The organism is Lentibacillus kimchii (assembly GCF_042666895.1).
GTDB lineage: Bacteria > Bacillota > Bacilli > Bacillales > Amphibacillaceae > Lentibacillus > Lentibacillus kimchii.
Genome location: NZ_JBHTGR010000010.1, coordinates 100,885 through 119,833, shown reverse-complemented (window position 1 = coordinate 119,833; position 18,949 = coordinate 100,885). Strand labels below are relative to the sequence as shown.

23 protein-coding genes, 2 tRNA genes and 2 other annotated features are annotated in these 18,949 nt (G+C 49.3%); of the genes, 19 read left to right on the top strand and 6 right to left on the bottom strand.

Annotation, left to right across the window (positions count from 1 at the left end):
- Positions 1-843 (bottom strand): sulfurtransferase, encoded by an 843-nt coding sequence (locus ACFQU8_RS06350; RefSeq protein ID WP_382358355.1) that lies wholly within the window; start codon positions 841-843, stop codon positions 1-3.
- A gap of 176 nt (positions 844-1,019) precedes the next feature.
- Between ACFQU8_RS06350 and pepT the strand changes: the two genes are divergently transcribed.
- Both pepT and ACFQU8_RS06340 read left to right on the top strand, forming a co-directional pair.
- Positions 1,020-2,249, top strand: coding sequence for a peptidase T (pepT, locus tag ACFQU8_RS06345; RefSeq protein WP_382358354.1), 1,230 nt, complete (start codon positions 1,020-1,022; stop codon positions 2,247-2,249).
- 157 nt (positions 2,250-2,406) lie between these two features.
- Positions 2,407-3,411: a D-alanyl-D-alanine carboxypeptidase family protein gene (locus ACFQU8_RS06340; RefSeq protein WP_382358353.1), complete on the top strand. Its 1,005-nt coding sequence runs from the start codon at positions 2,407-2,409 to the stop codon at positions 3,409-3,411.
- Positions 3,412-3,496: 85 nt separating this feature from the next.
- Here ACFQU8_RS06340 and ACFQU8_RS06335 read toward each other — a convergent pair whose 3' ends face one another.
- Together ACFQU8_RS06335 and ACFQU8_RS06330 are read right to left on the bottom strand one after the other, a co-directional pair.
- Complete coding sequence (locus tag ACFQU8_RS06335) at positions 3,497-3,949, bottom strand: DUF2269 domain-containing protein (protein WP_382358352.1); 453 nt, start codon at positions 3,947-3,949, stop codon at positions 3,497-3,499.
- Between the two features lie 106 nt (positions 3,950-4,055).
- Complete coding sequence (locus ACFQU8_RS06330; RefSeq protein ID WP_382358351.1) at positions 4,056-5,129, bottom strand: fructosamine kinase family protein; 1,074 nt, start codon at positions 5,127-5,129, stop codon at positions 4,056-4,058.
- A gap of 42 nt (positions 5,130-5,171) precedes the next feature.
- On the opposite strand from ACFQU8_RS06330, the gene ACFQU8_RS06325 reads away from it, so the two are divergent.
- Positions 5,172-5,732: a nitroreductase family protein gene (locus tag ACFQU8_RS06325; RefSeq protein WP_382358350.1), complete on the top strand. Its 561-nt coding sequence runs from the start codon at positions 5,172-5,174 to the stop codon at positions 5,730-5,732.
- Between the two features lie 123 nt (positions 5,733-5,855).
- Here ACFQU8_RS06325 and ddlA read toward each other — a convergent pair whose 3' ends face one another.
- Entirely contained in the window at positions 5,856-6,962 is a 1,107-nt protein-coding gene (gene ddlA / locus ACFQU8_RS06320) for a D-alanine--D-alanine ligase (RefSeq protein WP_382358349.1), read from the bottom strand.
- Positions 6,963-6,983: 21 nt separating this feature from the next.
- Here ddlA and ACFQU8_RS06315 point away from each other — a divergent pair, with 21 nt between their 5' ends.
- The 11 genes from ACFQU8_RS06315 to ACFQU8_RS06265 all read left to right on the top strand — a co-directional run bounded on the left by ACFQU8_RS06315 (position 6,984) and on the right by ACFQU8_RS06265 (position 14,902).
- Complete coding sequence (locus tag ACFQU8_RS06315) at positions 6,984-7,127, top strand: hypothetical protein (RefSeq protein WP_382358348.1); 144 nt, start codon at positions 6,984-6,986, stop codon at positions 7,125-7,127.
- Positions 7,102-7,343: a binding site (T-box leader), on the top strand. It overlaps the preceding gene by 26 nt.
- Before the next feature lie 88 nt (positions 7,344-7,431).
- Positions 7,432-7,813, top strand: a binding site (T-box leader).
- A 67-nt stretch (positions 7,814-7,880) separates the two neighbouring features.
- Positions 7,881-9,278: an anthranilate synthase component I gene (gene trpE / locus ACFQU8_RS06310; RefSeq protein WP_382358347.1), complete on the top strand. Its 1,398-nt coding sequence runs from the start codon at positions 7,881-7,883 to the stop codon at positions 9,276-9,278.
- A gap of 44 nt (positions 9,279-9,322) precedes the next feature.
- A complete protein-coding gene (trpD, locus tag ACFQU8_RS06305; protein ID WP_382358346.1) occupies positions 9,323-10,348 on the top strand; it encodes an anthranilate phosphoribosyltransferase in 1,026 nt (341 codons plus the stop codon).
- The gene (gene trpC / locus ACFQU8_RS06300) at positions 10,349-11,149 is read left to right on the top strand and encodes an indole-3-glycerol phosphate synthase TrpC (protein ID WP_382358345.1); all 801 of its coding nucleotides are present in this window, start codon (positions 10,349-10,351) and stop codon (positions 11,147-11,149) included.
- Positions 11,139-11,744 (top strand): phosphoribosylanthranilate isomerase, encoded by a 606-nt coding sequence (locus tag ACFQU8_RS06295; protein WP_382358344.1) that lies wholly within the window; start codon positions 11,139-11,141, stop codon positions 11,742-11,744. The genes trpC and ACFQU8_RS06295 overlap by 11 nt, the downstream gene beginning before the upstream one ends.
- 5 nt (positions 11,745-11,749) lie before the next feature.
- Complete coding sequence (gene trpB / locus ACFQU8_RS06290) at positions 11,750-12,955, top strand: tryptophan synthase subunit beta (protein WP_382358343.1); 1,206 nt, start codon at positions 11,750-11,752, stop codon at positions 12,953-12,955.
- Positions 12,948-13,718, top strand: a complete 771-nt coding sequence (gene trpA, locus ACFQU8_RS06285) for a tryptophan synthase subunit alpha (RefSeq protein WP_382358342.1) — start codon at positions 12,948-12,950, stop codon at positions 13,716-13,718. The genes trpB and trpA overlap by 8 nt, the downstream gene beginning before the upstream one ends.
- Before the next feature lie 215 nt (positions 13,719-13,933).
- Positions 13,934-14,006 (top strand) — tRNA-Thr (locus ACFQU8_RS06280).
- 11 nt (positions 14,007-14,017) lie between these two features.
- Positions 14,018-14,107: transfer RNA gene (locus ACFQU8_RS06275), tRNA-Ser, on the top strand.
- 83 nt (positions 14,108-14,190) lie between these two features.
- A complete protein-coding gene (locus ACFQU8_RS06270) occupies positions 14,191-14,526 on the top strand; it encodes a thioredoxin family protein (protein WP_382358341.1) in 336 nt (111 codons plus the stop codon).
- A 157-nt stretch (positions 14,527-14,683) separates the two neighbouring features.
- On the top strand, positions 14,684-14,902 hold the full coding sequence (locus ACFQU8_RS06265; protein WP_382358340.1) for a spore coat protein: 219 nt from the start codon (positions 14,684-14,686) through the stop codon (positions 14,900-14,902).
- Between the two features lie 143 nt (positions 14,903-15,045).
- Here ACFQU8_RS06265 and ACFQU8_RS06260 read toward each other — a convergent pair whose 3' ends face one another.
- Positions 15,046-15,282, bottom strand: a complete 237-nt coding sequence (locus tag ACFQU8_RS06260) for a hypothetical protein (protein WP_382358339.1) — start codon at positions 15,280-15,282, stop codon at positions 15,046-15,048.
- A gap of 45 nt (positions 15,283-15,327) precedes the next feature.
- Here ACFQU8_RS06260 and ACFQU8_RS06255 point away from each other — a divergent pair, with 45 nt between their 5' ends.
- From ACFQU8_RS06255 to ACFQU8_RS06240, 4 genes are all read left to right on the top strand, one after another.
- A complete protein-coding gene (locus ACFQU8_RS06255; protein ID WP_382358338.1) occupies positions 15,328-15,717 on the top strand; it encodes a spore coat protein in 390 nt (129 codons plus the stop codon).
- Positions 15,718-15,742: 25 nt separating this feature from the next.
- Positions 15,743-16,186, top strand: coding sequence for a spore coat protein (locus ACFQU8_RS06250; protein WP_382358337.1), 444 nt, complete (start codon positions 15,743-15,745; stop codon positions 16,184-16,186).
- 134 nt (positions 16,187-16,320) lie between these two features.
- A complete protein-coding gene (locus ACFQU8_RS06245; protein ID WP_382358336.1) occupies positions 16,321-16,737 on the top strand; it encodes a hypothetical protein in 417 nt (138 codons plus the stop codon).
- Positions 16,738-16,749: 12 nt separating this feature from the next.
- A complete protein-coding gene (locus tag ACFQU8_RS06240) occupies positions 16,750-16,962 on the top strand; it encodes a hypothetical protein (RefSeq protein ID WP_382358335.1) in 213 nt (70 codons plus the stop codon).
- A 73-nt stretch (positions 16,963-17,035) separates the two neighbouring features.
- Here ACFQU8_RS06240 and ACFQU8_RS06235 read toward each other — a convergent pair whose 3' ends face one another.
- Positions 17,036-17,983 carry a Gfo/Idh/MocA family protein gene (locus tag ACFQU8_RS06235; protein WP_382358334.1) on the bottom strand — a complete coding sequence of 316 codons (948 nt, stop codon included), beginning with the start codon at positions 17,981-17,983 and terminating at the stop codon, positions 17,036-17,038.
- A gap of 197 nt (positions 17,984-18,180) precedes the next feature.
- Between ACFQU8_RS06235 and ACFQU8_RS06230 the strand changes: the two genes are divergently transcribed.
- Positions 18,181-18,864, top strand: a complete 684-nt coding sequence (locus ACFQU8_RS06230) for an acyltransferase (RefSeq protein WP_382358333.1) — start codon at positions 18,181-18,183, stop codon at positions 18,862-18,864.
- Positions 18,865-18,949 lie beyond the last annotated feature (85 nt).

Below are 18,949 nucleotides of genomic sequence, written 5' to 3'. Positions count from 1 at the left end.
TCACTCGTCCTTTGTCTCGACTTCATTTGCATCATAGGAGATCCAGTCACTGAAACTGCCTGGATATAATTTAACATTGGTAAACCCGGCTGAGCGCAAGGCCAGCACATTAGGACAGGCCGACACGCCGGAGCCGCAGGAAACAATGATCTCCTCGTCCTGATTTAATGAAGCGAAGTGTTCCGCCAATTCATCAGTGTTTTTCCAATAGCCCTCGTCATCCAAAACGTCAGTCCAGACGAAGTTTTTCGCGCCAGGAATATGGCCCGCTCGGCGGTACATCGGTTCAGTCTGACCAAGATAACGTTCCCTGGCACGCGAGTCAATTAATGCAGCTGACTGATGCGCCAGTTTCAGCTGTACGTCCTCAATACCCACAGCAGCGTTCTCCCGGATAACAGGCTCGAACGTTTTAGCATTTAATGCTGGTATGGCGGTTGTGACAGGACGGCCTTCCTTCAGCCATTCATCAAATCCGCCATTAAGTAAATGCACATCTCCATGCCCGGCATAATCCAGAAGCCACCAGAGCCTTGCCGCGAACATGTCATTCCCCTGGCCATACACCACAACCGTTGTATCATGATCGATCCCGATATGACCGATTTTTGCTGCGAACGCTTCCATGTCCGGCAGTGGATGACTGCCGCCATGCTTAGCTGCTTTTGCAGATAAATCTTTATTCAGATCCAAATAAACAGCCTGCGGAATGTGACCTTCCAGGTAGGCTTTCCGGCCAGCATCTTCATCCTGCAGCTGGAAACGTGTATCCACAACAACCGTCTGATCCGGATAATGCTGCATGCGTTCTGCCAGCCACGCCGTACTTACAACAACAGACATGTTAACCCCTCCCGATGCGTTTTTTTCGTAACGATCGCTCATGAAGATACTTACTTCCATTCTACCTGATGGATAGGCTTATGAACAGCCCTTCCTGCGCTTCATTTTTCTGGTATAGTCGTGATAAACTGGAAGGACTAATCTAAAGGTTAGACTGAAAAAGGAGCTGACATATCATGAAAGATACATTAATCGAACGCTTCACCCGCTACGCCAAAGTCGAAACACAGTCCGATGAGGCCAGCACGACCACACCATCCACATCCGGACAGCTGAACCTGGCCCATATGCTGGTGGATGAATTAAAGGAAATTGGCATGGCAGACGTCACCATTGATGATAACGGTTACGTTATGGCGACGCTCCCATCCAATACGAACAAAGACGTGCCGGTCATCGGCTTTTTGGCGCATGTGGATACAGCGACTGATTTCACCGGCAAAGACGTCAACCCGCAGATCGTCGACAATTATAATGGCGGTGATCTGACACTCAATCAGGAAAAGGGTATTGTCCTCACCACTGACGATTTCCCCGAACTGCCAGCCTACAAAGGTGATACGCTGATTACGACTGATGGCACGACATTGCTCGGAGCCGATGACAAAGCCGGCGTCACCGAGATTATGACAGCGATGCAGCATCTGATTGACCATCCGGAAATCGAACATGGCAAAGTGCGCGTGGCATTCACACCTGATGAGGAAATCGGACGCGGCCCGCATAAATTTGATGTGGACACGTTTGCGGCTGCATATGCCTATACGATGGATGGCGGTCCTTTAGGCGAACTGCAGTATGAAAGCTTCAACGCCGCAGCGGCCACAATCACCTTCCACGGCAACAGCGTCCATCCCGGCACAGGCAAAAATAAACTCGTGAACGCCGGAAAAATGGCTGCCGAATTTATCAATAAAGTTCCGGAATACGAAGCACCCGAATACACGGAGAAATATGAAGGCTTTTACCATTTGCTGTCCGTAAGCGGTGATGTAGAAGAAGCTTCGGTTTCCTATATTATCCGGGATTTTGATAAAGACAATTTTGCCTCACGAAAAGAAACATTCAACGATTTCACCCAGGAAATCAATGCTAAATATGGCCATGGTTCCGCTGACATCGACATGCATGATCAATACTACAACATGCGTGAAAAAATCGTACCTGTGCAGGATATTGTTGATATCGCATCCCAGGCTATGGAAAATCTGAACGTCACCCCGCTTATCAGACCTGTACGCGGCGGAACAGACGGGGCACAGCTTTCCTACAAAGGGCTGCCGACACCGAATATCTTTGCCGGCGGGGAGAATTTTCATGGGAAATTCGAATACATCTCCGTCGAAACGATGGAGCAGGCAACCAATGTCATCACAGAGATTTCCCGGCTGTTCGCCGCACGTTAAACGAGCGCAAACAGCCTTAGTTCGAACAGATATCTGCAGGTGCAGGCAGCAGATGCATCCGGTCGGGCCAAGTCAATCAGACGGCGGATGCCAACAACGTCATAGCCCGCTATGCTACAATGGATAAATAAAACGGAGAAAGCAGGGAGAGAAGACCATGCGCAACAAACGCCTCACAATCGCCTCAGCAGCACTGGGGACACTGCTGCTTGCAACAGGCTGCAGTGCTGGCGGTGACGATACAGCTGACGACAATAAGCAAACAACCCAGGCTGAACAAACAAGCGCAGCTGATCAGCCACTGGAACTGCCCGATAAGCACCTGCAGAAAAACGATGAAGGCAAGTCAGTGAAAGCCCTGCAGGAAAAACTGCAGAGGATCGGCTATGACATTGCATTAAGCGGAACCTATGATGCGCTAACGATCTGGGCCGTGACAGACTATCAAATGCAGCAGGACAACCTGGATGTCACAGGCGTGTATAATGACCGAACCCAGGAAGCCATGCAGGCATACAAGGATAATGTCAAAGCGATTAAACCAGGCCGAAAGCTTGATAAACCCAGCGACGAAGACACAGCCATCAGCAATCCGCACGAAATCCTGGCACTCGTTAACAAAGATCACGTTCTGCCGGATGGCTTTAAACCATTGAATCTGGTTGAGCCGGATGTCCAGTTCCCATTTGACGAATCACTGCCTAAGAAACAAATGCGCCAAGCAGCCGCCACAGCACTGGAAGACATGTTTCAGGCAGCCAATGAAGAAGATCTTGAGCTGTTTGCCCAGTCCGGCTATCGCTCATTTGACCGGCAGGATGCTATTTTCGCCTCCAATGTCCGTGAAAGTGGTGAAGAAGCTGCGAATCAATTCAGTGCCAAACCCGGCGAAAGCGAGCATCAGACCGGGCTGACAATGGATGTTACCAGTTCTGAGGTTAATTTTAAATTAGTGGAAGACTTTGGTGACACCGCAGAAGGCAAGTGGCTGAAAAAAAACGCTGCCGATTATGGATTTATCATCCGCTATCCTAAAGGCAAACAAGCCATTACAGGATACCAGTATGAACCCTGGCATTTGCGGTATGTCGGAGAAGAGGCAGCAACAGCGATCATGGAACAAGAACTGACACTGGAAGAATATCTCGGAAAAGCAGATTAAAGTACGCCAACAGACCGGCATGAGGAGGCTCAATAACCGCCCGCGGAGAAGATGTCTGTTTCCGGGCGGTTGAGCCTCTTTTTCTTTAAAAAGGCTTCAGAATCATAAGTGCAATGACAAGCAGAAAAATAATGTTCTCCAAATGCTCCCAGAAAAAAAGCTTTTTAGCCATGCGATAATAGTCATCAGGAATTGTCTCGCCCTGATGCTCCCGCAGCAGACGTTTGATCGGCCTGGACCTTGGAGCTAAAACCAGCGGCCCCATAGCAAGCGCGATTAGAAATAAGGCGAGACTTAATACATACCAGCCCTGGCTGTACAACGCAGGGTTCAGTGCTCCCATCCACAGACCGGTCACGAGAAGCAGGATCCCGCCGACCATGACAAAGCCATGCAGATGGCTCCGGATCAGGTAAGCATGCCTCAGTTCAGACATGTTCCGGGCCTTTGTCAAAATATAGGTCAGGATAAAACCCGGCCCCATGCCTAAAATTGCTGAAAACACATGGATAAAAACAAGCACGTCATAAAAGCTCATGCGCCATCACACCACTCTCATCATGTCTATCATACACGACTTGACTTAGGGAAAGGCCTTCTCAGGCAGGACACATTCGGACATTTCCTTGGCGCCATGGCACTCATCAACCGATATAGCGCTGCAAAATCCTGTCAACAGACCGCCCGTACACTTCCCCAAACATATTCAAATGAACGAGCAAATAATACAGCTGGTACACTGGTTTAATAGCGTCATAATCAGCTGACAGCGGGAAGCGTTCCTGATAAGCCTGATAAAAATCACGGCCAAAACCGCCGAATACTTCCGTAAAAGCCAGTTCAAAATGCCGATCACCATACAAAAACGACGGATCAATCACATACGGCTCGCCATCGGGACCGGCGAGCCAGTTACCGCCCCACAGATCTCCGTGCAGATAAGCGGGCGCCACATCGTCCGGCACCCACTTATGCAGATTTTCGAGCAGTTTTTCCATGCGCTCACGCCGTTTGCCTGTCATGGTGCCCTGCTCAATTCCCAGCTGTAATTGTCTCATAAGCCGCTGGTCGCGGTAATAGGCAAGCCAGCTGGCAAATAAGCCATTCGGCTGCGGAAGCGTTCCAACAAAGGTATCAGCGGAAAATCCATGCCATTGACCGGTCGACTGGTGCAGCGCCGCAATCCGGTCACCCAATTGCCACTCAGTGCTGGCTGCAGGTTTTCCGTCCACCCACGCCATGATGAGATAGGCACCCTGCGTGTCTTCAGTCAGGGCATACACATGTGGGACAGCAATAGATTGCGTCTCCCTGATCAGCTCCAGCCCCTGTGTTTCCAGATCAAAGAAATTCTCAGGAGCATTCGGCTGATATTTTATAAAGTATGCCTGATTTGCCGTTCTGGCATAGTAACTGTCATTGATTGAGCCGCCACCCACACGCTGAACCGTCTCCAGCCGGGCATGCTCACCCGCCTGTTCCAATGCTTGCTGAATGCGCTGCGTCATGGTCAGGGATGCTCCTTTAACACGATAATTTAAATCACGGAAAGCACAACCGCTCGTCTTAACGTATAAGCCTTGCCGCCAGTATAGCAGAATCACCCCGCCTGTCATAAGCAGACGGCATGTGTTGCATCCGGCCATTTCCGGCAAAATGCGAGAGGCATCCTTTCGCTTTTTGCGTTTTGCCGCGCCATCAGCTACAATTGACAGCAATTAGCAAAGATATATGCCGAGATGAGAAGTAGGAGGCTATCCATGGAAACAACCCACCAATCAACGGCATTGCAAAAAGTGATCCGTGACCGGCGTGCCGTGAAAAAACATTACAATGCTAAACCTGTCACCGAAGCAGCTGTCTTAAATTTATTGGAAGATGCCGTATGGGCACCCACACATGGTGTCCGCCAGCCATGGCGCTTTATTTTTATCGGCTCTGACGCGAAAGACCGTTTCGCACGCGAAGTCGCGTCTACTTATCCGGAACACCGGCAGCAAAATCGTTACGAGTATCTCTTGGAACCGTCTGCCTTCCTCATTGTTGTGATGGACGTGCCTGCCAGCCAGAAGCAGTGGGAGGAGAATTTCGGGGCCACCGCCTGCATGATTCAAAACTTTTGGCTGCTGGCCTGGGAGCAGAAGCTCGGTGTCGTCTGGAAAACGAACGCCCATATATACGATCCTCAGGTTAAAGACATTCTCGGGGTCGGTGATCAGGAGAAGATTGTCGGCTTTCTGCATCTGGGCTATTTTGATAACAAGCCGGCTAAAAAAGAACGCATAGCCGCTGCTGACAAATTCACACGTTTTCAAGGCTAATAAACATGCAAGACACCGGGACAAATATGAGCGCAGGAAAAGGCTCACCAGCCGCCCGCGGAGAAAATGTCTATTTCCGGAGCGGCTGATGAAACAAAACACATTTATGTCAGTCTATTAACGCTAGTCGTCCTCAAATACAGCACTTTTCAGCTGGCTGTATTGCGCGTGTCGCTCTATCGCCAGTTCAATCAGCTGGTCAATTAATTCAGGATAGGAAATACCGCTGATTTCCCATAGTTTCGGATACATACTGATTCGAGTGAAACCTGGAAGCGTATTAACTTCATTGACATAAACAGCCCCGTCCGTGGTCAAAAAGAAATCGACACGTGCCAGTCCGGCACACTCCAAAGCTTTAAAAACCGCGACAGCCGTTGTCTGCAGACGGCTCACCTCATCAGCTGACAACGCAGCTGGCATTTCGAGGATCGCACCCTCTTCGTCAATATACTTGGACTCATAGGAATAAAATTCAGTCTGCGGCAGCACCTCGCCCGGAACCGACGCTTTGGGATCGTCATTGCCTAAAACAGCACATTCAATCTCGCGCCCTTTCAGCGTTTCTTCAATTACTAGCTTTTGATCGTATTGAAACGCTTCGTTAATCGCCTGATCAAACGCAGCTTGTGTCGACACTTTGCTGACGCCGACAGACGACCCCTGATTGGCGGGCTTAATAAACATCGGCACGCCCAGTTGTTCCCTGGCATACGTAAAATCGATCATCGACCGTTCGGCAAATGTGTAAGCCAGACCTTTCGCCACATTGATGCCAGACGCCTGCAGCAGACGCTTAGCAATATCTTTATCCATGCAGATGGCTGAACCCAGCACACTGGTCCCGACAAATGGCAGATTGGCCATCCGCATCAGCCCCTGCAGACTGCCATCTTCACCCATGGTGCCATGAACGATTGGAAACACGGCATCCAGCTGCTCAAGTTTTTCCGCATCCGCTGCCCTCACCAATTGATGATCGGTCGCACCCGGAACGACGCCCACAGACTTATTTGATTTATGCAGCTGAATCCGTTCAGGATCCTCAGCATTAATCAGATAGGACGCTTGATCATTGATATGCCACTTCCCCTGTTTATCAATTCCGATTAGCATAACATCGTATTTATCGTGATCAATCGCATCGACGATATTTTTAGCTGATTGCAATGACACTTCATGTTCGGCTGACTGACCGCCAAAAATAATGCCTACTTTTCGCTTGGGCATAACTCAGAACTCCTTTTGCAAATGTCTATATTTAAAATAGCATACAAAGGCTTGTTCAAAACAGCAATTATTTATTTTTTAAAAAATCAGTTGACAGAAAACGAAAATCACCTTATGATTGAAAGCAATCAATACAACGAACAAAGCGATGACGAAGAAGAGTAATCTGTTTGTTCCACTCAAGAGAGTCGGTGGCTGGTGTGAACCGACGTGAGCGGCAGATGAATGGCCTTCAGAGCTCCAAACCGAACCGTACAGGCAGTAGGCTTTGGCGACAGTCCCATCGTTACTGGGATGCGTATGAAACAGACATGTTTGATACGGCCAGAGCAGGCTGTTTACAGCTGACAAAGGTGGCACCGCGGGTTCCTCGTCCTTTTATAGGATGAGGAACCCGTTTTTTTATTGAGTCACGCAGCCGCCAGCTGCTGAGCAGGCATAACTCACCACAAACATTTAATATAATCCAGCCAAATCGCTGCGTAAGAAGAGTAGGCTTTCGTGAAGCGTTACAGAGAGCCGGTGATGGTGTGATACCGGCACGTGAATCATAGCTGAATGGCCTTACAAGAGGTTTCCTGAAATCACAGTACGGAAACACGGAGTTCCGCCGTTACACGGATAGGCTGTCGAGGCTGGGACAAAACTTAAGTTGCCAGCTCTAAAGACGAACGACATTCAGGATTTAGCGGCGTCTATTTCCGGAGCGGACTTATTGCTCCAGCTCTTTATGTCACTTGTTCGGACTTTATAGTTAACAAAAAGACATTTGCCCGCCTTCCGCAGCCGAAAAGAGATGGAGATACGTATCTCCAATAAGAGGTGGCACCGCGATCACAATCGTCCTCTGCACCACACACATGTGTGATGCAGAGGACTTTTTTATTGGATCCAGATAAAGAGAGGAGCATCGTTCATATGGCGAACTGCAAATATACCGAATTAAATGCTGACAATCTGACGCCTATTAGTATCTACGAGAACCTTGACGGAAGGAATAAGTTTCTGCTCGAAAGTTCCCGTCATCATGACGAAAAGGGGCGTTATTCGTTTATTGGCGCCGATCCCTATATGGAATTGACCGGAAATGGCGATGTAACAACCATTTATGACCACCGGCGAGGAACAGCCATCAGCCGGAGTGAACCAGTTCTGCACGTTTTTCAGGCCGTATGCCCGCAGCAGGATATAACGCTGCCATTCCCTTTCTTCGGTGGTGCCGTGGGCTACATCGGTCATGACGCCATCCGCAGTCAGGAAACAATCGGGGGTGACTTGCAGGCCGATAGTGCTATGCCGGATGCCCACTTAATGCTGTATCAGTCGATTATTGTGTATGACCATCACGCTGAATCGGTTTTTCTTGTCACAGTGACTATGGATCAAGCATCTGAAGATATCCTGGATGAACGACTTGAGAAACTAAAAAAAGCACTAAGACCATTTCCGACCGCTGATTTGCCAGCTGATGAAGCCATGACATTTCAGCCTGAGATGGATCAGGCGCAATTTATGGACCTTGTCCAGCAGGCCAAAAATCATATAAGCCAGGGCGATGTTTTTCAAATTGTGCTATCCCAGCGGATGAAAGCACCCATTACAAGTGATCCATTTGCCTACTATCGAAAACTGCGCAAGGCGAACCCGTCACCTTATATGTTCTATATCAATTTTTCGGATTACACGGTTTTAGGAGCCTCACCGGAGAGTCTGGTTGACATACACGGTTCAGACGTCACCGCGAATCCAATAGCCGGCACACGTCCGCGCGGCGGGACAGCAGCAGAAGATGAGGTTCTCTTGCAGGATCTCACAACAGATCAAAAAGAGATCGCTGAGCATAAAATGCTGGCTGATCTGAGCCAGTATGACCTGGGCCGTATCTGTGAACAGAACAGTGTGCGCTTCTCCCGCTATATGACAGTGGAATACTACCAGCATGTCATGCACATGGTCTCTGAAGTACACGGGAAGCTCGCTGCCGGCTATACGAGTCTTGATGCACTCCAGGCGTGTTTACCGGCCGGGACGGTTTCCGGCATGCCAAAATCACGTGCCATGGCCATCATCGATCAGCTTGAAGACAACCGGCGCGGTTTTTACGGCGGCGGGGTTGGCTATATCAGTTTCAATCATGACTTGAATATGGCCCTTGCTATCCGGTCTCTGATCATCCAGGGTGATCAGGCCATCTTGCAAACCGGCGCTGGCATTGTCGCCGATTCTGATCCAGCATCCGAGTATGCTGAAACACTAAACAAAGCAAAGGCTCTAATGGACGTTTCCGCGCACCATGTAACATCGGGCCAGACATGACTGAGGCTATCAGCATCATCACTTTCAAGAGAGGAGTTTTAAGCATGAAACAGTATCTGGAAAAATTGCTTGCCAGAGAGGATTTATCATTAGAGGAAATGCAAGCGGCCACCGCAGCCGCTTTTGATGACCACGTCAGCGAAAGTGAACGCGCGTCTTTTCTGACTGCATTACGCGCTAAAGGCGAAACACCGGCGGAAATTGCCGGACTCGTCAAGGCGGTTCGCGCCCAGTCAAGCCAGTCAACGAATGCCGTCGCTCACGTCATGGATAACTGCGGTACAGGGGGGGATGGCTCACACAGTTTTAATATCAGTACAACAGCCGCTTTCGTCATAGCCGGGACTGGTGTGAAAGTCGCCAAACACGGCAACCGCAGTGTGACAAGTCAAACAGGCAGTGCAGACGTCCTGGAGCATCTGGGTGTTTCCTTATCATTTTCCAAACAGCACGTGATCGATATGCTGAACGACAACAATATTGCGTTTTTATTTGCACCGCATGTTCTCCCTGGTATCAAGCGATTCGCGACTGTCAGGAAAGACTTGGCCATACCAACCATCTTCAACATCATCGGACCGCTGACCAATCCAGTAGCCCTCGACACGCAGCTCATGGGGGCTTACCGCCGTGACATGCTGCCGCTCTTAGCGGAAACACTCAAACAGCTGGGACGCAGGCGCGCACTGATCGTTAACGGTGCCGGTTATATGGATGAAGCATCACTCGCGGGTGAGAATCATCTGTCACTTTTAGAAAATGGCAGCGTGCGGTCATTCACCCTTCATCCGTCCGATGTTAATCTGCCGGTTTATGCCAATGAGCAAATCCAGGGCGGTGATACGTCAGACAATGCCCGAATCCTGCGTGATGTCTTAAATGGCACCCCAGGCCCGCATCTCGATACCGTCCTTCTGAATGCCGGGCTGGCCCTGTACGCGAACGGGGCCGCCCCGTCAATCAGCAAGGGGATCGAAATGGCAAATGAAAGCATTCACAGCGGCGCTGCCCTCAAAACACTGAACCGGCTTGTTGACTACAGCCGGCATGCTGCAAGCGAGGTGATGTAAGTGGGTATTTTAACGGAAATTCTTCAGCAAAAAGAAAAAGAAGTGACGTCTTTAAAAGAGCAGCCGCTTCCCGAAAGCACTGGGAAGACGCGCGCAACACCATCCTTTGTCCAAACAATTTCAAGCGCAGAACACATGACGGTCATCGCCGAAATTAAACGGGCCTCACCTTCCAAAGGCTCGATCGACCCTGACGTTGATCCAGCCCGCAAAGCGGCTTTATATGAAGCGTGTGGTGCCGGAGCCATTTCCGTTTTAACGGATGAGCCATTTTTCAAAGGATCTATGGATGACCTTCGCACGATTCGGCAGACGGTTAATGTCCCGCTCCTTGCTAAAGACTTTTTCATCGATCAAGTGCAAATTGATCATGCCAAAGCGGCAGGCGCCTCGATCATTCTGTTAATCGTGGCCGCCATGTCCCCGTTCAAATTGCAGAATCTGTTCGCCTATGCCAAAGAGCAGAAACTGGATGTGCTTTGCGAAGTGCATAATGAACAGGAAATGATGACCGCGATTGAACTGGGGGCTGATGTGATCGGCATCAATAATCGGGACTTAAACACATTCACGGTCGATCTGGCTACGACCGGGCAGCTGGCTTCGCTGGTGACAAATCCGGACACCTTAATCATCAGTGAGAGCGGCCTGGCCTCACGCCGAGACGCCCAGCAGGCAGCACACGCCGGTGCCCGCGCTGTTCTCATGGGCGAAACCCTGATGCGCTCTGATGATGTGCGGGGCATGGTCACTGACTTGCGCGTCCCGCTCCCTGAAGGAGGCCATTTTCATGCACGTTAAAATTTGTGGTATCACGACTTCTGCAGCTGCACAGGAAGCACTCAGAGCCGGAGCGGATTTTCTCGGGTTTGTCTTTGCACCGAGCAAACGCCAGCTGACGCCAGAGCAGGCAGCCCGCATCACGGCGGACTTGCCGCCGTCACTAGCAAAAGTCGGTGTGTTTGTGAACGCCTCCCGCGATACCATTATGACAACAGCCGAACAGGCCGGCCTGGACATGATTCAGCTGCACGGGGACGAACCGCCATCATTCGCTGCGTCACTCCCCTATCCTGTGATCAAGGCCTTCCGATTGCGTGAGCAGCACCCGGAAACGATTAAACGTTATCCGTGCACGTATAACTTGATTGACAGTCCAACAGGACCCGGCCGGGGCGGCAATGGCACAACCTTTGACTGGAAACAGCTCGCAGACAGCAGCCTCGACCCGCACAAAACCATACTGGCCGGCGGACTGACACCCGAAAACGTGCATGCAGCCATTACCGCGGCAGGACCGGCCGCGGTCGACGTGTCCAGTGGGGTGGAAACAGATGGCACGAAAGATCTGGCAAAAATAAACCAATTCATTCAAAACGCCAAACAGAAAGGATGAGAACCATGAGCACGTATGCAAACCCTGATAACGCAGGAAAGTATGGCCAGTTCGGCGGGCGGTTTGTCCCGGAATTGCTGATGCCGGCTTTACTCGAACTGGATGACGCTTATCAAGAAGCCATAAACGACCCGGCTTTCAATGACGAACTTAATGATTATCTGCAGAACTATGTCGGCCGTGAAACGCCGCTCTATTATGCCCAGCATTTGTCAGAAAGACTGGGCGGGCCTAAAATCTATTTAAAACGCGAAGATTTAAACCATACCGGTGCTCATAAAATTAACAATACCATCGGCCAGGCTCTGTTAACACGCCGGATGGGGAAAACGAAAGTCGTTGCCGAGACCGGTGCCGGCCAGCATGGCGTCGCAACAGCAACGGTCTGTGCCCTGCTTGGATTAGACTGTGTCATTTTCATGGGTGAAACCGATATCGAACGCCAAAAATTAAACGTTTTCCGGATGGAGCTGCTCGGTGCGAAAGTCGAAAGCGTCTCCCAGGGCAATGGCACGCTGAAAGATGCGGTTAATGAAGCCCTGCGCTACTGGGTCAGCCATGTATCTGACACGCACTATATTATCGGCTCTGTCGTCGGCCCGCATCCTTTTCCGCAAATGGTGCGCGATTTTCAGTCCGTTATTGGAAAAGAGACAAGAGAGCAGCACCTGCACGCTGAGGGACAATTGCCGGACGCTGTCATTGCTTGCGTCGGCGGCGGCAGTAATTCAATGGGCATGTTTCACCCGTTCATCGAGGATGAGGGCGTTGCCATATATGGAGTCGAAGCAGGCGGCAGCGGCATCGAAACCCAGCAGCATGCCGCTACCCTGACAGCTGGCAATATCGGCGTGCTGCACGGTACGATGACTCATTTGCTGCAGGATGAGGACGGTCAGATTGAGGAAGCCTATTCGATTTCAGCAGGTCTTGACTACCCAGGTGTCGGCCCTGAGCACAGCTATCTGAAAGACACCGGCCGGGTCACGTACACCTCAGTCACCGATCAGGAAGCACTCGACGCATTTAAAGACCTGTCACAGACAGAAGGTATTATTCCGGCTCTCGAAAGTGCTCATGCGGTTGCTTTTGCAATGAAACAGGCCAACCAGATGAGCGAAACCGAGTCGCTGGTTATCTGCCTGTCCGGGCGCGGTGATAAAGATGTTGCATCAGTCAAAGACATGCTGGGAGGGACTGCAAATGACTAATCTCTTTTTAAATCAGACGTTAGAAGCTAAACGCGCGGAAGGAAAAAACCTGCTCATTCCTTATATTATGGCCGGTGATGGCGGTCTGGATATCCTGGAAGAACGCCTCGCCTTTCTGGAAGCTTGTGGAGCGGCAGCCGTGGAACTTGGCATCCCCTTTTCTGACCCGGTAGCTGACGGGCCGGTCATCCAGGATGCCGGCCAGCGGGCATTAGCAGGTGGCACAACACTGGAAGGCGTTCTGGAAACATTGCAGACGTTCCAGACGTTAACCATCCCGGTCGTTTTCATGACTTATTTCAACCCTATCTATACGTATGGGATCGAGCGTTTTGCCAAGGATTGTGCCAGTGCTGGCGTCAGCGGCGTGATTATACCTGATTTGCCGCTGGAGGAAGAACAGATTGTGACTGATAGCTTAAACCAGCGAGACATCAGCCACATCCGTCTGGCCGCCATGACCAGCCCGGATGAACGGCTCACGGCTATCGCCCAGCGGACAGAGGGCTTCCTTTATGCCGTTTCAGTCACCGGAACAACAGGTGCCCGGTCAAAGCATGACAGCCAGGTCAAAACCTATCTGCAAACATTAAAAACAATGACGGATGCACCCGTTTTAGCCGGTTTCGGCATTTCAGCTCCAGAGCAGGCGCGTGACCTCAGCTCCAGCTGTGATGGTGTGATTATCGGAAGCAAAATCGTGGATGCTTTCCATAAAGGTGAAACCGATACGATTAAACATTTGATAGAAGAAAGTATTTAGTCTGTCCTGTCACTTGCCAATAATTGGTGAGTGACAGTCTGTTCACCCTTCCTGCCGGCCTTGGAATAATCACCATCAGGACGTGTATAATAAGGTTTAAACTTAAGTCTTAAGCAATGACCCGCTCATTTAAACTGCAAAAAAATCGAGACAAATCCATTGCACAAAACGACAATTTGTATTATTATTTTCTATGGAATTAAACAAAACAACATGCTGGTGTAGCACAATTGGTAGTGCACTTCACTCGTAATGAAGGGGTTGGAGGTTCAAGTCCTCTCACCAGCACTCTTTTATTTGGGGGAGTACCCAAGCCCGGCTGAAGGGGATGCACTCGAAATGCATTAGGGCGTTGACGCGCCGCGTGGGTTCGAATCCCACCTCCTCCGCTTTATAGAGATTAGCTAAAAACTGTCGCCTTAACGGGCGGCAGTTTATTATATAACAGCAAAACACCAAAGGAGACAGAATCATGAACGACTACACCGACTTAACGACGCTTGAGCAAGTTGATGACTTTCTCACCAGCCATTCACTAACCCTTTTATTTATCTCCCGGACCGGCTGCAGTGTCTGCCACGGCTTATTTCCTCAGGTTCAAGAGCTTCTGGAAGATTATCCGGCCGTCCACATGGGGCATGTCAACGCTGATCATTTGGAGGCGATTGCCGGCCGCTTTTCCATTTTTACCGTCCCCGTCATTCTCGTGTTTGCAGGAGGAAAAGAATATATGCGTGAGGCCCGCATTGTTCAGATGGATTTGTTTGCGGAGAAATTAAATAAACTTTATACAGCTTATCTCACGTAAACAGGATAAGCCATCTGCCAGCCGCCCCCTGCCTGCCCTAGGATGATAGTCTATCAGCAGCTGACACATTAACAGACAAATCATAGACAACAATACAGTCAGCCCCCGCCTTAAAGCCATAAGATGAACCAAAGCTTATAGAAAGCAGGTGATGACTATGGCTGAAGACTCATCTCAGCAGAACATGATTCCTGAGCAAGTTGTCAGGGTCATGATTGACGATATATTCCGCAAAAATAACGTCGAGCCCGAAGAAGTCAAAAAGAATATTCCCTCTGACCAGAAACAAATGCTTAAGAGTATGGTTGATGACCTGAAGGAACAAGTCGAACAATTTAATCAAGGGGAAAAGAAGACGAACGAATCAGATGACTAATGTCTATTAAAGAAAACACCTTCCTAATAGGTGTTTTCTTTATTTTTGTCCAAAAGCGGCTAATCTAGTTAGATATACAATCCAACTAATAGGAAAAACCATAGCTTATTATTAAGAAATGAAAGGAGTGTTAAAAAATGAGGTCAAATCACGAACACCATACGATGAATCCCTACGGTGACAAAAGCAAGTACTTCTACCTCAAGGATAAACGCAAGCGCGGGCATCAGATCAGCTGCGGGCATTGCGGATCCACCAGCAATCAGTACGGGTGCAGCAACTGCGGCAAACATGAGCATAACCACCAGCACCACTGTCAGCAATGCGGCACCCATGATTGCGAACCTGGCTACAGCACTTGCAAAGACTGCAGACACCAACACAATAAACCTGAGTACGACTACAATCATGACCACCCATATGAGATGCCAAAAGCTGAACCAGCCACTGTTTCACAGAGTGCCAGTCAATACGACTTTATGGATCAGGAATCAGCCGAGATGATTTGGGTAAAGGAATCTTGCAACATCCGTGTCGATTCAACAGACACACAAATCGGCGTTTCACTCCAGGCAAGTTTACAGCTGGCAATCGCCGTTGTTCTAAACATTGCCATTGCCGACTCCGGGCAAAGTGAAGCCATATCACAGGAACTCTTCCAGAACTTTGATGCCGAGCAAGTCAATAAACAAAAAATTTATATCTATAACACAAAAGACGCTGTCGTCACCACACGGGATACGGATCTGGCCATCAACATTCAAGTCATGCTGCAGCTGCTTGTAGCCCTTGTTGCGATGGTTGACATTTTATAAATCTTCAAGAAAGGAGCTGGAAAATATGAGCCATATGACAGAAACAAACTGGCGTGCTTTGGACCACTGTGATCAGCCTGCCAAGCAGAACAGCAATGCGACTATAGACCAAAATGCTGTTCAATCGGCAGCTGCCCAGCAAACATCAGATGAATGGATCATCATTAAAGACTCCGAAAACATTGATGTGACAACGACCGACCGGCAAACGGCGGTTTCCCTCCAACTAGGTATCGAGGCCGCCATCACCGCTGTCATTCAAATTGCTATCGCTGATTCAACACAAGCCAGGGATATCAAAAACAGCTTTAAACAGGTTGCCAAAACAAAACAGGCAAACCGGCAAAAGACCATCGTCGAACAATCAAAAGATGTAGAAATCACAACCGAGGATACAGATATTGCCGTAAACGTCCAAATCATGCTCCAAGTACTGCTCGCCGTTGTCGCCAGCCTCGATATTCTGTAACAACCCCCCCATGCCGGGGAGGCTACTCAAGCACCCCATCCACTTAAAAGCACCAGTCACCCGGAGTCTCCCCGGCATGTCTTAATAAACCTTTTACGGGAAATCTTAACTTTTAACGAAAGGAATGATGGATCATGGCCAATTTGACAGATCGTCAGCGAAATCTGCTGCAATTGGTGAATCAGTTAAACCAGAGTTTAATACCGGATCAAAATACAGGACAAGAGCAGACAACAGCCCCAAACGCTGATATGAATAAAAATGTTTCCGTTAATGTACCAGGCTTTGATATGAATACCGGATTGAATCTGGATTTTGGCAAACCGGGCAATACCAATCCACCCACACAGCCATCCCAGCCTTCGAGCCCCCAGACAATGCGGGATGTATTGCTTAACCTCCAAAACGATCAAGTAGAAATCACCACACCATTCGGGCCGGTAACCGGAACACTGATAGCAGTAAAGGATAACTACGCTGTGCTGGTAGAAAGCGATGGATCGTTAAATCTTGTTCCGATCGATAAGATAGAACAAGTCAGTCAATTATAAGGAGGGATTCACATGTTTCAGGCTACGTTGGCAGCTGAACTTGCCACACGCGTTGGATCAAGAGTAGAAATTGCAACGGGTAACAATTTAATTGAAGGTGTTCTCTCAGGCGTAACAGACGATTTGGTTCTGGTCGTTAAGATCGACACAGGCTATGACAATACAACAGTGTACTTGTCATTAGATGCGATTAACTTTGTCCGCTTCCCTGTCGCTGCAGCATAACTCCGGAAACACCTCCCATACACCAAAGCCCCCGGCCCACAACAGGCCGGGGGCTTTTCATCTGCAAATAATGCTAGTGATAAGTGCTGCGCGAAACAATGGCATCTGTAATCTGATTGGCCATTGCCAGCGCTCGTCTGCCGTCCTCACCAGTAACAGAAGGCTCAGAATCAGATTTAAGACAACTCAAGAAGTCCCTTAATTGGAGATATAACGGCTGAGCCGCATCGCCGACTTGAATCGTCTGGGAAACCGGAATCGGGTCCTGACCTGTTTTCTCGGTGAACGTCCGCGTGACGTTAATTTCCTTATGCAGTATATCTGCCTCAATCATGCCATTCTTAGTCAGAATACGAATCGATCGCACCTTCCTGCCGGCCATAAAACTTGATGTCAATTGAGCCGTCTCCCCTTGTGACGTTCTGAGAACAACGGCTGCATGCTTTGGCGTATCCCCTGAAACCTGTCCGACAGCTGCGAAATCAAGCGTGCTGTCTGAAAACCATTCATTAAATATATAGATGTCGTGAATCATTAAGTCCGTCACAACATTAACATTCTGCAGCCGGCTTTCTTCCGGACTGACTCTGTGACAGCTCATGCCAATGATGGATTCAGATTCCAGCAATTCCAGCAACACCTGGATGAATGGATTATAAAGTTCGATATGGCCTGTTTGCAGTTTAACGCCCTTCGCATGAGCCTTTGCAATTAAATCGTCAGCCTCTGCCACAGTATTTGTGAGCGGCTTTTCCATCAGCATATGCACGTTTCGCCGGACACAGGCCAGCCCGATGGCATAATGGCGCTCTGTTGGCACCGCGATACTGACAGCATCAACAGATCCGAGCAGATCATCAACGGACTGAAATGACTGGACCCGATAGTACTCTGCCACGTCACGTTTTGTCTGTTTATCATCATCATAGATTCCGACCAGCTGGCAAACATCGTTCATGGCCAGATACGTCTGGACATGATTTTGTCCCATATGCCCTGTTCCAATGACACCTACTTTCATACAAATCGCCTCACTTGACTAATAGAAGTTCTTCGATAGTCTATGCGCGAGCTTCTCTAAGACAATAGACTGTCATACTGAGAACACGGCAAAATTGGCCTCTGCCCTATGAATTTTACTCGTCCCGTTAAAAAACCACACCGTTCAGGAAAAAACAGCATATGATTTAACACGTGTTTAATAAAGGAGGGATTCGATTGGCATCTATTCCGAGTACCACGCAGGTCGGAACGCATGTCATTTTGGAAGACGGTGTTGTTCTGGGGGAGCGTGTGACGATCGGTCACAACACCACAATTCTAAAGGGGACATATATAGGCGACGATGTGACAATCGGTCATAACTGTGTCCTCGGCATCAAGCCAGGGGGCAATCAGCGTATGCGGAACACAGCCAGCCAGGCTGACCCGTTAATCATTCAGGCAGGCACAACAATCGGACATCTGGCTTCTATCTACGCCGGAACCCGTATCGGGAAAAATGGCTTCATCGGTGATCACGCAAGCATCCGGGAAAATGTCCTGATTGATGATACCTCCGTCATCGGAAGAGCGGCAATCATCGAATTAAATACCAGCATCGGCAAAGCCTGTACCATTCAGACACAAGCCTATATTACGGGCGACACAACCTTGGAAAACAATGTGTTCATCGGCCCTGATGTCTCGATGGCGAACGATAAATATATGGGGACTGAACCATCAACTCTAACTGGCCCTTATATTAAAACAGGCGCGAAAGTTGGTCATAATGCGTCCCTTCTGCCAAATATAACCATCGGATCCAGCAGTATCGTTGGTGCTGGTTCTGTCGTCACCAAAGATGTTGCCGACGCTGTCACCGTTGCCGGCGTGCCTGCGAAACAGCTTAAGACACCATGATTCTGATCAGGCGGCAGGTATTATCTGTGCGGGGCAATCAATCAATGACGCGTTCAAACACAAGCACACGCAAACGCCACTTTCG

What these genes read in the sequence shown, in the direction of transcription:
- ACFQU8_RS06350 (WP_382358355.1), bottom strand. Translation starts at nt 843, where the DNA reads ATGTCTGTTGTTGTAAGTACGGCGTGGCTGGCAGAACGCATGCAGCAT.
- pepT (WP_382358354.1), top strand. Translation starts at nt 1,020, where the DNA reads ATGAAAGATACATTAATCGAACGCTTCACCCGCTACGCCAAAGTCGAA.
- ACFQU8_RS06340 (WP_382358353.1), top strand. Translation starts at nt 2,407, where the DNA reads ATGCGCAACAAACGCCTCACAATCGCCTCAGCAGCACTGGGGACACTG.
- ACFQU8_RS06335 (WP_382358352.1), bottom strand. Translation starts at nt 3,949, where the DNA reads ATGAGCTTTTATGACGTGCTTGTTTTTATCCATGTGTTTTCAGCAATT.
- ACFQU8_RS06325 (WP_382358350.1), top strand. Translation starts at nt 5,172, where the DNA reads ATGGAAACAACCCACCAATCAACGGCATTGCAAAAAGTGATCCGTGAC.
- ddlA (WP_382358349.1), bottom strand. Translation starts at nt 6,962, where the DNA reads ATGCCCAAGCGAAAAGTAGGCATTATTTTTGGCGGTCAGTCAGCCGAA.
- ACFQU8_RS06315 (WP_382358348.1), top strand. Translation starts at nt 6,984, where the DNA reads ATGTCTATATTTAAAATAGCATACAAAGGCTTGTTCAAAACAGCAATT.
- trpE (WP_382358347.1), top strand. Translation starts at nt 7,881, where the DNA reads ATGGCGAACTGCAAATATACCGAATTAAATGCTGACAATCTGACGCCT.
- trpD (WP_382358346.1), top strand. Translation starts at nt 9,323, where the DNA reads ATGAAACAGTATCTGGAAAAATTGCTTGCCAGAGAGGATTTATCATTA.
- ACFQU8_RS06295 (WP_382358344.1), top strand. Translation starts at nt 11,139, where the DNA reads ATGCACGTTAAAATTTGTGGTATCACGACTTCTGCAGCTGCACAGGAA.
- trpB (WP_382358343.1), top strand. Translation starts at nt 11,750, where the DNA reads ATGAGCACGTATGCAAACCCTGATAACGCAGGAAAGTATGGCCAGTTC.
- trpA (WP_382358342.1), top strand. Translation starts at nt 12,948, where the DNA reads ATGACTAATCTCTTTTTAAATCAGACGTTAGAAGCTAAACGCGCGGAA.
- ACFQU8_RS06270 (WP_382358341.1), top strand. Translation starts at nt 14,191, where the DNA reads ATGAACGACTACACCGACTTAACGACGCTTGAGCAAGTTGATGACTTT.
- ACFQU8_RS06265 (WP_382358340.1), top strand. Translation starts at nt 14,684, where the DNA reads ATGGCTGAAGACTCATCTCAGCAGAACATGATTCCTGAGCAAGTTGTC.
- ACFQU8_RS06255 (WP_382358338.1), top strand. Translation starts at nt 15,328, where the DNA reads ATGCCAAAAGCTGAACCAGCCACTGTTTCACAGAGTGCCAGTCAATAC.
- ACFQU8_RS06250 (WP_382358337.1), top strand. Translation starts at nt 15,743, where the DNA reads ATGAGCCATATGACAGAAACAAACTGGCGTGCTTTGGACCACTGTGAT.
- ACFQU8_RS06245 (WP_382358336.1), top strand. Translation starts at nt 16,321, where the DNA reads ATGGCCAATTTGACAGATCGTCAGCGAAATCTGCTGCAATTGGTGAAT.
- ACFQU8_RS06240 (WP_382358335.1), top strand. Translation starts at nt 16,750, where the DNA reads ATGTTTCAGGCTACGTTGGCAGCTGAACTTGCCACACGCGTTGGATCA.
- ACFQU8_RS06235 (WP_382358334.1), bottom strand. Translation starts at nt 17,983, where the DNA reads ATGAAAGTAGGTGTCATTGGAACAGGGCATATGGGACAAAATCATGTC.